The following is an 8858-nucleotide window of genomic DNA, read 5'->3' on the forward strand; positions in this document are numbered from 1 at the left end:
CAAAGCGCAGCCATAGCTTGGCTATGGCGAGCATTTGCAACGACGAGCAGGGGGCTTTTGGCGTGATGAGCGGGCATGATCGAAATACTCTCAGCCTCTGAAGGCACGGATTGGAACACTCGAAGTGAGGGATGCTGAAGCAGAAGGATGACGATGGCACCAGCCAATGCCAAATAAAAGGGCACACCCTGAGGTGCACTCACGCTCTGCGCCGCGCGCCTTGGCCTGCGGCGCGGCTGCTCAACACGAGAGCAATGCCACCAAGGATCGCGGCCGAAGCGAGCGCCAAGCGAGGCGTGATCACCTCGGACAGCAGCAGCGAGCCGCCGAAGGCAGCGATGGGCGGGACCGACAACTGCACGGTCGCAGCGCGCATTGCTGAGAGGCCATTCAGCGCCGCGTACCAGATGACATAGCCGATTCCGGAGGTCAGGGCGCCAGAGACGATGGCGAGCGCCAGGCCGGGCATGGTGGCGTGTGCATGGGTGGCCAGCAGCAGACTCAAGCCGATCGCGAACGGCGCCGCGCGCAGGAAGTTGCCCGCGGTAGAGACAAGCGGGTCGGCGACGGCGCGACCGCGCAGCGAGTAGGCGCCCCAGGCAACGCCGGCGGTGGCCATCAGCACGGCGCCCACGAGTGGCGGCGCGCTCAAGCCCGGCGACACCAGGTACACCAGCCCACCCACAGCCAGTAGCAGCCCGGCCCAGGCAACGGGTCGAAATGATTCGCCTGCGCGCAAGCCCGCGCCGAACATGGTGACCTGAACCGCGCCGAACAGTATGAGCGCGCCGGTGCCGGCGCTGAGCGTGAGGTAGGCGAACGAAAAGCACGCGACATAGGCGAACAGCATCATCGCCGCCAGCCAGTCTGGCCGGCTCGGCGCATTGCGAGCGGGCTGCATCCGCACGATGAGGGCCAGTGCGAATGCGCCTGAGATCAGCCTGACGCTGCCGAAGCTGGCCGGATCGATGACCGGCTGCTGCAACGCGAGCCGGCACAGCAGTGAGTTGGCTGCGAAGGCGAGCATGGCGACAGCGGTGAGCAGCATGGTGCGCGCGCCGCCGGGCAAGGCCTTGATTGCCGCGCGCATGGAATCATCCGCCCCTACACTTGGCTCGCCACCAACAGCGCCGCCCACGCGAGCAACGTCACCCCGAGTGGCGCGCTCAGGCGCCGGCCCCAGGTCAGGTTCTTCTCGATGGCCATCACCGCGGCAAGAAGCAGCATCCAGCCCAGGCTGCCCGCGCCCACGGCGAACATGAGCAGCATCAGCGCCCAGCAACATCCGACGCAGAACAGCCCATGGTGCGCGCCGAGCAGGAAGGCCTGCCATGCCTGCGATCGGCCACGCCAATGCTCCATGACGAAGCTCAGCGGCGTGCGGCACTTGTCCAGGCAGAGGTGCTTGAGCGCGCTGAATTGGAAGGCACCCGCCACGGCGATGATTGCCGTGCCGATCAGCCAGCCGTGCAAGGTCAAAACTGGAACACTGCCGACCCATGCCAGCAATGCCGCGTGCAGCGCGTGAGCCAGCAACCCGAAGGCGCCCCACACCGCCAGATAGCCCGCGCCGAGCAGCGTCAACAGACGCTTGCGGTCCGCCCGCTGCGCGATCAACCGCTCGAAGACGGTGAACAGCGGCAGGGTGCTCGGCAGCATCATAGCGATGCTCATGAGGATCCACGCCACGCCATACAGCGCGGCAGGCACGACGACGCCACCCGCCGGGACGACTCGGCACAGGAACGCGGCCGGCCCCGATGCGGTCCAGTCGCCATGGTCCATGTAGCGCCCGTACGGAGTGCGTGCCCAGGCCCAAAGCGCCACCCAGGCCAGCGCGCTGAGCGCGCCGAGCACCGGCAGGAACACGCGGCGGTGACGTGCTGCGTCGACCATGGGCGGGCGGCACCGCGGCGGTCAGGCGTCGAAGACGAAAGTACTTTGCAGCGCGTTGTGGTTCTTGATGTCCAAGTCGATGCCGATGGCGGCGTTCTTCGAGCGATACACCGGTGCCTTGCCAACGAACACCGGCGCGCCGGGCACGGTGGAGAACACGGTGTCCGACAGCGTCGTCTTGCCGCCGGTGGCTCCGAGATAGGGTTCGAGCTCCGCGTAATAGTCCGTCCCGATCGCCAGCGTTCCCTTGCCACCGACCACGTCGAACTGGATCTGTGCTCGCTCCACCGACACCACGGTGCCTATCAGCTTGGCGAGATCGGCAACCGGCCCGCCGGCCTGTCCGGTGTAGACCTTGAGCAGTGCGTCCTCTTGCGCCTTGGATGCCTTGTCGTCGACGAAGATCGCTGCCGTCCAGTTGCCCAGCAAGATGTTGCCCGGGACATGAGCCACCGCGGCAATCGTGTTGCCGCCGACATCGACACCGTCGATCGTGCCCTTGTCGACGCGCCACGCGACGATCGTGTCGCAAGTCCCGTTGTCGGGATCCTCGCCGATCCAGCAGGGGCACAAGACGCGGCAATTGCAGACCTCCAGCAGGCGGCCTTCCAAGTGATAGCTCATAGAACCTCCTTCGACGAACGCAGAGTTGCTTGTTGGCGTGCCGCCGATTCCCACTGGCGGGTGGGCAGTCATGCTACGCCGCGTTGCCAGCGGAGTCCATCGCTTCACCTCCGTTCCTCTTTCGCAGCTGGTTTCGTGCTGGTCACCGCCCCGTGACGCACCAACACCCTTTCCCTCGCGAAACTCACGAGCATTCGAAAACGTCTTGGCCAATCCCGTCGAAGCCTGCATGTAAGGACATGGCCCAAAACAATTTCCCGTTTTGGGAGCGCAGGGCGGGCGCGCTGCGGCGTTGCTCCTTGCTTGTGTGGCGCGCCACACGGCGCTCGGAGCGCCTTGCATCGCATCCCGCCCTGCGCTCCCAAAACGGAAAATTATTCCGGGCCATGTCCTAATCGCTTCAATCGAAGCTCCCCGACCCCTCGGCGCGGGATTGACAAGCATCAAGACATGGCGCTTCATCACGTCGGTTCAAGTGGACCGGAGCCAGACGGCGATGGAGTGACCAGGAGAGGTTGATCATGAAAAAGGCGCGGCAGGAATTGAGATACCTGACATCGTGCCGCGCATGCGGTGCTTCCAACGGGATGAACGCGGCCGAATGCTGGCAATGCGAAGGAACGCTGCGCGCGGCACTCGCCACGGAATCAGCACCGCCCGAGCTGCTGGTGCATTCAGACGATGAATCATCGAATGACTTTGCGCAGCCGAGTTTCTCCCCGGTCCTTCGCGAGACGCCGTCGGAACGGGCAGCCAATGACGACGCCGATGCGCACTCATTGCCTCCGATCGAGGCGGTTCTGTCCGAAATGGAATTGCCGCGAGAGCACTTGCACGCACGCCGCACTCAGGCGTGGCGATGGGCAATCGGAGCATCGTTGATTGCCGGGGCGGCAGGCTGGACATTGTTCATGCCGAGTCCCTGGCAGCAAGAACAATCCCGCACGGTAGAGCCATTGGCAGCATCGCGTGTCCAAGCTTCGACCCCAGGCCGCGCCGACGTTTCGGCAAGCACCACGTCGCCAAACGACACATCGTCACAGCGACACGCGGATCGTTCGCCGCTTGGCCCCGAGCCCCCCGCTGAAGCCAAGCGCACGCTGCCCAATGCTGACCCCAAGGCGGCATCGCACATTGACGGCGAAATACCGGCGCCTGCGCCGGTTAACGCGCCATGCACGCCGCAGGTCGCTGCGCTCGGCCTGTGTTCACTCGAACCTGCATGATGGAGATTGCACACATGTCGCGAAGATCACTGGCCGCGCTGTTGTTTGTCGTGATGTGGGGTCTGTTGGCCGCGCCATCGCTTGCTGCGCAGACGCATCCTCGCGCCGCGGCAAGCGCTGGCTCCAGAGCACAGTACAAGATCGTCACCGCCTCCGAGCGCGGCACGTATATCCAGATCGGGCGCGACATTGCCAAGTTCGTGACACCCGACGCCAACATCGACATGCAGGTGCTGCCTTCCGCCGGATCTTCGGAGAACGTGGAGCGCCTGCGCTACGAACAGGGTGTGAAATTTGCGATGGTGCAGTCCGACGTGTACCAGGCCTTTCTTGATCTCGCCAAGGGTGGCAACACGGACGCGCGGACCAAGATCCGACCTCTTCGGGTCATCATGCCTCTGTACAACGAGGAGATCTATTTCATCGCGCGATCTGATTCGCCGCTCAACTTCGTACACGAAATAAAGGACGCGAAGATCAACGTCGGCCCGCTGCGCAGCGGAACCGCGATGTCGGCGACGACCATCTACAGGCAGATGTTCGGTGCGACGATTCCTGAAGGCAAGATCAGCTACAACACGAACGAAGAAGCGCTGGTCAAGCTGATCGGAGACAAGACAATCGACGTCGTCGTCGTCGTTGCCGGGCAACCTGCCAAGCTGCTCGTGGACATGAAGCCGGAGGCGCGGCAGCTCGTCAAGCTTCTCAAGTTCGACCCCAACGACCCCGCCGGCAAGGCGGCGCTGAAGACGTATTTTCCAGCGACGGTGCGTGCGTCAAGCTACCCGAGTCTGCTTGACGGCGATCTGTCTGCGGTCGCCGTCAAGGCATTTCTCGTCACCTACGACTACAAGGTTGCCTCGACCTCGGTCCACCTGAGCGCGTTCGCTCGTTCGCTGTGCCAGAACTTTCCGCAGTTGCAGGCTCAGGGCCATCCCAAGTGGCGCGAAGTCGACTTGCGTCTGCCGGAACTCGGCCGAGGGTGGTCGTACTACCCGGTGACGGAGCGTGTGCTGCGAAACTGCACCCCCGACACCGCAATCAAGGCCAAGACTGCGGCCGCATGCACGCAGCAAGAACGCATCCTGGGCTTGTGCAAGTAGCGCCTGAAAGCGTTGAGAGCTTTCTTGGCCCTCAGCCGCCGAGATGCCCACCTGCACTAGCAGGTGCATGAGAACGCTCGGCGCCTAGAATGCGCGGCCCCACCAACGTGGGGCATCTTTTCAATTCTCAGGACACTAAAACCAATGGCAACTGCAAAGAAAACGACGACCAAGGCGCCGGCCAAGAGCGCTGCTCCCGCAAAGAAAGTCATGACGAAGACCCCGGCACCCGCGAAAAAGGCGGTCAAGGCTGCAGCGCCGGCCAAACCCGTGGCCATCGTCAAGCCCATCAAGACCGCCTTCAACAAGACGAGCCTGATCGCTCATCTGGCGGAAGTCGCGGCCGTCGAACTCAAGGCCGTGAAAGCCATCATCACCTCGCTGGAGGCCACCATCCTGGCATCCGTGCACAAGAAGGGTCTGGGCTCATTCACGCTGCCGGGCCTTTTGAAGGTCAACGTCATCAACGTCCCTGCCAAGAAGAAGCGCACTGGCATCGACCCCTTCACCAAGCAAGAACGTGTCTTTGCTGCCAAGCCCGCGACCGTCAAGATCAAGACGCGCGCGCTGAAAAAGCTCAAGGACGCTGCGCTCTGATCTGATCCGAAGCGCAACGAGCGATTTGGCTCGGAGCAGCTTCGCAGAGCCTGTTCGGGCTGACCCATTGATACCTCAGGACAGGGCATGCCTGCGGCGTATTGAAGCCCACCCCTTGCAAGGTCTTGGCTCCCTCTCCCTCTGGGAGAGGGCCGGGGTGAGGGCCGTGGGCGGCGAATAAGGCCATGGGTTGCCATCACCGCAGCCCCTCACCCAACCTCTCCCCAGAGGGGAGAGGAGCCAACACAAGACTCCTGAGATGGGTCAGTGCTCATGTCGACCTCGATACGCATGCAATCACTGGCCTATCCGGAAGCACGAGTGCTCAAGGACACTGGCTGCCAGCGAAGAGAACTACTTCCATTCCCAGAGCTGGACGCGGGTGTTCCCTTGGGAATCGAGTTCGTACTCGAAGACACCTGCGATGCTGTTCAAGCGCGCCCAGGCTGGCGATGCGCTCTGGTAGTAGACGGCACCGCGGTAGCTGACCGAGCCGTCCTTTTTCAGCGTGCCGATACCCTGCCCGGTCCACGTGGCAGCCTCGCCTCCCTTGCCCATCAGCACGCCCTGGCCTTCGCCATGCAGCGTGCCGTCGGGTCGCATCGTGGCAATGTACGTGCCAGTGTCGTTGGCACCCACACCGTAAACTGAGCCGGCACCTTGGAACGACGTTTCCATCCGGGGCGCTCCGCCGGCAGTCGGGAGCACTCGTTGTGATGTGACCTTGCCGGTTTGTTCGCCTATGCGTTCGCCCATCATGTGAAGCTCCTTTCCAAGCACCTGGCTTGTTTGCTGACCTCGCCCACGCGAGCGCCGTGCCTCGATTCGAGCCGCGGCGCGGTCGCGCCCCTGCGTGACCCGACACCGTCGGCGCCACGTGCAGTAAACATAGTTTCAGCGCAGGCGAACCGCAAACCCCGGTCGGGACTTTTAGGACATGGCCCGGAATAATTTTCCGTTTTGGAGGCGCAGGGCGGGGATGCGATGCAAGGCGCTCCGAGCGCCCCAAAACGGGAAATTGTTTTGGGCCATGTCCTTAACCCCGTCGTCGCTTGTCCGCCGTTCAAACCCTATGAGCACGCATCACATGACCCACCAAGGAGAAACCATGCCAGTGGCAGCCAAGTCCCCCATCGCCCTTGCGGCACTCGTTCTCGCCCTCCAGGCCGCGAGCGCATTTGCGCAACAACAACCCATCACCCCGCTCACGGCGGCCAATGCAAGTGCAGGGCAAGAGCGGCGAAGCACCCTCGATGATCAGCAGTCCATCGCTGTGACCATCTACAACGAGGATCTGGCGCTGGTGAAGGATGCACGCAACGCCTCGCTCGACAGCGGAACGAACCGCCTTGCACTTCGCGACGTGAGCGCGCGCATGCGACCCGAGACCGCGCAGTTGCGCAGCCTTTCGCACCCAGGCTCCTTCGATTTGCTGGAGCAGAATTTCGATTTCGATTTGCTCACACCAGCAAAGCTCCTAGAAAAATATGTGGGCCGAACGGTGCGCGTGGTGAAAACTCATCCCACCACGGGCGCCGAAACCGTCGAGACCGCGCAAGTGCTGGCCGCCAGCAGCGGTGTCGTGTTGAAGATGGGCGATCGCATCGAGACCGGCGTGCCTGGTCGCATCGTCTTCGACGGCGTGCCGCCCAATCTGCGCGATCGGCCGACCCTGGTGACCGAGCTGCAAAGCAAGCGGACCGGCCCGCAAACCCTGGAACTCTCGTACCTGACCGGTGGCCTGTCTTGGCAGGCCGACTATGTCGCCGAATTGAACGCGGACGACAGCGCGCTCGATCTCAACGGCTGGGTCACATTGACCAATCGCAGCGGCACGGCGTACTCGAATGCCAAGCTTCAGTTGGTGGCAGGCGACGTGAATCGGGTGAAAGAAGAGTTACGGATGGCCAAAGCCGACAGGATGGTGTTGAGCGGCGCCGTGGCGGCGCCGAGCCCCATGGCACAAGAGTCGCTGTTCGAATATCACCTCTACACGCTCAACCGTCCGACCACGCTCGCGGACAACCAGACCAAGCAAGTCGCATTGCTCAACGCGACCGGGGTGCCGGTCAAGAAAGAGCTGCTGCTCAACGGCAGCGACTACTACTACCGCGCAAGTGTCGGGGACATCGGACAGAAGTTGAAGGCCGGCATCTACGTCGAATTTGGGAATCGCGAGAACGCTCACTTGGGCCAGCCCCTGCCCAAGGGCGTGGTGCGTGTGTACAAACGCGACCGTGCAGGCAATGCGCAGTTCGTGGGCGAAGATCGCATCGACCACACGCCCAAAAACGAGAAGGTGCGCCTGCATCTGGGCGATGCCTTCGATGTGACGGCTGACAAGAAGCAAACCGACTTCCGCCGCCGTGAACCGACCAACAAGGCGAGCTACGTCTTCGAAAGCGCCTATCAGATCGTGCTGCGCAATGCCAAGACCGAAGCGGTCAGCGTCACCGTGCGAGAGCCGGTGCCCGGCGATTGGACGATGCTGGAGGAGTCGCAAACACATGCGAAGGTCGCAGCAGGCACGGCGGAGTGGCAGGTCAACGTTCCGGCCGGGGGCACTATGACACTCAAGTACAGGGTCTTGGTGCGGTACTGAGCAATAGCCAAGTCGTGAAAGCCGTGACGACCCGAGGGGCATGGGTGGTCAAGAAAAGAATGTGTAGAAGGAGAAGTGCGCGTCGATTCGGACCCAGCCCGCGCGTCATGTTGATGCGAGGTCATCCAAAGCGGCCCCGCCCTTCATCCAAACGAAAGGAAATTCAATGACTCAAGCCATCGCTTACCTTGCTTTCAACGGCAACTGCGCGGACGCCGTGCGTTTCTATGAGAAGGCCCTTGGCGGAAAGCTCGAAGTGCTGATGAGCGGCGCCGACTCGCCCATGGCCGAACAGATTCCGAAGGAATCCGCCCATCGCATCCTGCATGCCCGGCTCGCGCTGCCCGGCGGTGGAACGCTCTTCGCGGGCGACTGCCCTGACAACATGCCGTATGAGGGAATCAAGGGCGTATCCATTGCGGTGGACTACGCGACGGTGGCGGAGGCGGAGAAAGTTTTCAATGCGCTTTCCAGCGGCGGTCAGGTGATCATGCCCATGCAAGGCGCCTTCTGGGCCAAGGCCTGGGGCATGCTCGTCGACAAGTTCGGCACACCGTGGATCGTCAACGGAGAGCCTGTGCCGCTCAGAGGCGGCCCAACTCCCGTTCGGGCTGAGGTATCGAAGCCTCTCCCCGGGGTCTAGGCTTCGATACCTCAGAGGCTGAGAGTTTTTCGAGCGTGCCCGAGCAGCGCGTCAAAGGCGCCTGAACTAGGCGCAAAGCGCAGCCATAGCCCGGGCTATGGCGAGCATTTGCAACGACGAGCAGGGGTCTTTTGACGTGATGAGCGGGCATGATCGAAATACTCTCA

10 protein-coding genes are annotated in these 8858 nt (G+C 62.7%); 5 read left to right on the forward strand and 5 right to left on the reverse strand.

Going from position 1 to position 8858, the window contains the following annotated elements; genetic code table 11:
• The 4 genes from AC30NL_RS09430 to AC30NL_RS09445 form a co-directional block, all read right to left on the reverse strand.
• Window positions 1–203: hypothetical protein (locus tag AC30NL_RS09430; RefSeq protein ID WP_489463747.1), on the reverse strand; the 203-nt coding region annotated here is incomplete at its 3' end.
• Complete coding sequence (locus AC30NL_RS09435) at window positions 200–1090, reverse strand: DMT family transporter (RefSeq protein WP_489463748.1); 891 nt, start codon at window positions 1088–1090, stop codon at window positions 200–202. The genes AC30NL_RS09435 and AC30NL_RS09430, both read right to left, overlap by 4 nt.
• 14 nt (window positions 1091–1104) lie before the next feature.
• On the reverse strand, window positions 1105–1896 hold the full coding sequence (locus AC30NL_RS09440) for a DUF2182 domain-containing protein (RefSeq protein ID WP_489463749.1): 792 nt from the start codon (window positions 1894–1896) through the stop codon (window positions 1105–1107).
• A 21-nt stretch (window positions 1897–1917) separates the two neighbouring features.
• Window positions 1918–2520 carry a DUF1326 domain-containing protein gene (locus AC30NL_RS09445; protein ID WP_489463750.1) on the reverse strand — a complete coding sequence of 201 codons (603 nt, stop codon included), beginning with the start codon at window positions 2518–2520 and terminating at the stop codon, window positions 1918–1920.
• Between the two features lie 521 nt (window positions 2521–3041).
• Between AC30NL_RS09445 and AC30NL_RS09450 the strand changes: the two genes are divergently transcribed.
• From AC30NL_RS09450 to AC30NL_RS09460, 3 genes are all read left to right on the forward strand, one after another.
• Window positions 3042–3746 (forward strand): hypothetical protein, encoded by a 705-nt coding sequence (locus AC30NL_RS09450; protein WP_489463751.1) that lies wholly within the window; start codon window positions 3042–3044, stop codon window positions 3744–3746.
• Between the two features lie 14 nt (window positions 3747–3760).
• On the forward strand, window positions 3761–4849 hold the full coding sequence (locus tag AC30NL_RS09455; protein ID WP_489463752.1) for a TAXI family TRAP transporter solute-binding subunit: 1089 nt from the start codon (window positions 3761–3763) through the stop codon (window positions 4847–4849).
• 144 nt (window positions 4850–4993) lie between these two features.
• Entirely contained in the window at window positions 4994–5446 is a 453-nt protein-coding gene (locus AC30NL_RS09460) for an HU family DNA-binding protein (RefSeq protein WP_489463753.1), read from the forward strand.
• A gap of 354 nt (window positions 5447–5800) precedes the next feature.
• Here AC30NL_RS09460 and AC30NL_RS09465 read toward each other — a convergent pair whose 3' ends face one another.
• Entirely contained in the window at window positions 5801–6124 is a 324-nt protein-coding gene (locus tag AC30NL_RS09465) for a hypothetical protein (protein ID WP_489463754.1), read from the reverse strand.
• 430 nt (window positions 6125–6554) lie between these two features.
• Here AC30NL_RS09465 and AC30NL_RS09470 point away from each other — a divergent pair, with 430 nt between their 5' ends.
• Together AC30NL_RS09470 and AC30NL_RS09475 are read left to right on the forward strand one after the other, a co-directional pair.
• Window positions 6555–8048: a DUF4139 domain-containing protein gene (locus tag AC30NL_RS09470; RefSeq protein WP_489463755.1), complete on the forward strand. Its 1494-nt coding sequence runs from the start codon at window positions 6555–6557 to the stop codon at window positions 8046–8048.
• A 166-nt stretch (window positions 8049–8214) separates the two neighbouring features.
• A complete protein-coding gene (locus AC30NL_RS09475) occupies window positions 8215–8691 on the forward strand; it encodes a VOC family protein (RefSeq protein ID WP_489463756.1) in 477 nt (158 codons plus the stop codon).
• The last annotated feature ends 167 nt before the right edge of the window (window positions 8692–8858 follow it).

It is taken from the genome of Rhizobacter sp., from assembly GCA_021153565.1.
In the GTDB taxonomy this organism is placed as follows: Bacteria; Pseudomonadota; Gammaproteobacteria; order Burkholderiales; family Burkholderiaceae_C; genus Albitalea.

Excerpts from the sequence above, each read along its gene's own strand:
- AC30NL_RS09445 (WP_489463750.1), bottom strand. The coding sequence starts at position 2,520 with ATGAGCTATCACTTGGAAGGCCGCCTGCTGGAGGTCTGCAATTGCCGC.
- AC30NL_RS09475 (WP_489463756.1), top strand. The coding sequence starts at position 8,215 with ATGACTCAAGCCATCGCTTACCTTGCTTTCAACGGCAACTGCGCGGAC.
- AC30NL_RS09435 (WP_489463748.1), bottom strand. The coding sequence starts at position 1,090 with ATGCGCGCGGCAATCAAGGCCTTGCCCGGCGGCGCGCGCACCATGCTG.
- AC30NL_RS09455 (WP_489463752.1), top strand. The coding sequence starts at position 3,761 with ATGTCGCGAAGATCACTGGCCGCGCTGTTGTTTGTCGTGATGTGGGGT.
- AC30NL_RS09460 (WP_489463753.1), top strand. The coding sequence starts at position 4,994 with ATGGCAACTGCAAAGAAAACGACGACCAAGGCGCCGGCCAAGAGCGCT.
- AC30NL_RS09465 (WP_489463754.1), bottom strand. The coding sequence starts at position 6,124 with ATGGAAACGTCGTTCCAAGGTGCCGGCTCAGTTTACGGTGTGGGTGCC.
- AC30NL_RS09450 (WP_489463751.1), top strand. The coding sequence starts at position 3,042 with ATGAAAAAGGCGCGGCAGGAATTGAGATACCTGACATCGTGCCGCGCA.
- AC30NL_RS09440 (WP_489463749.1), bottom strand. The coding sequence starts at position 1,896 with ATGGTCGACGCAGCACGTCACCGCCGCGTGTTCCTGCCGGTGCTCGGC.
- AC30NL_RS09470 (WP_489463755.1), top strand. The coding sequence starts at position 6,555 with ATGCCAGTGGCAGCCAAGTCCCCCATCGCCCTTGCGGCACTCGTTCTC.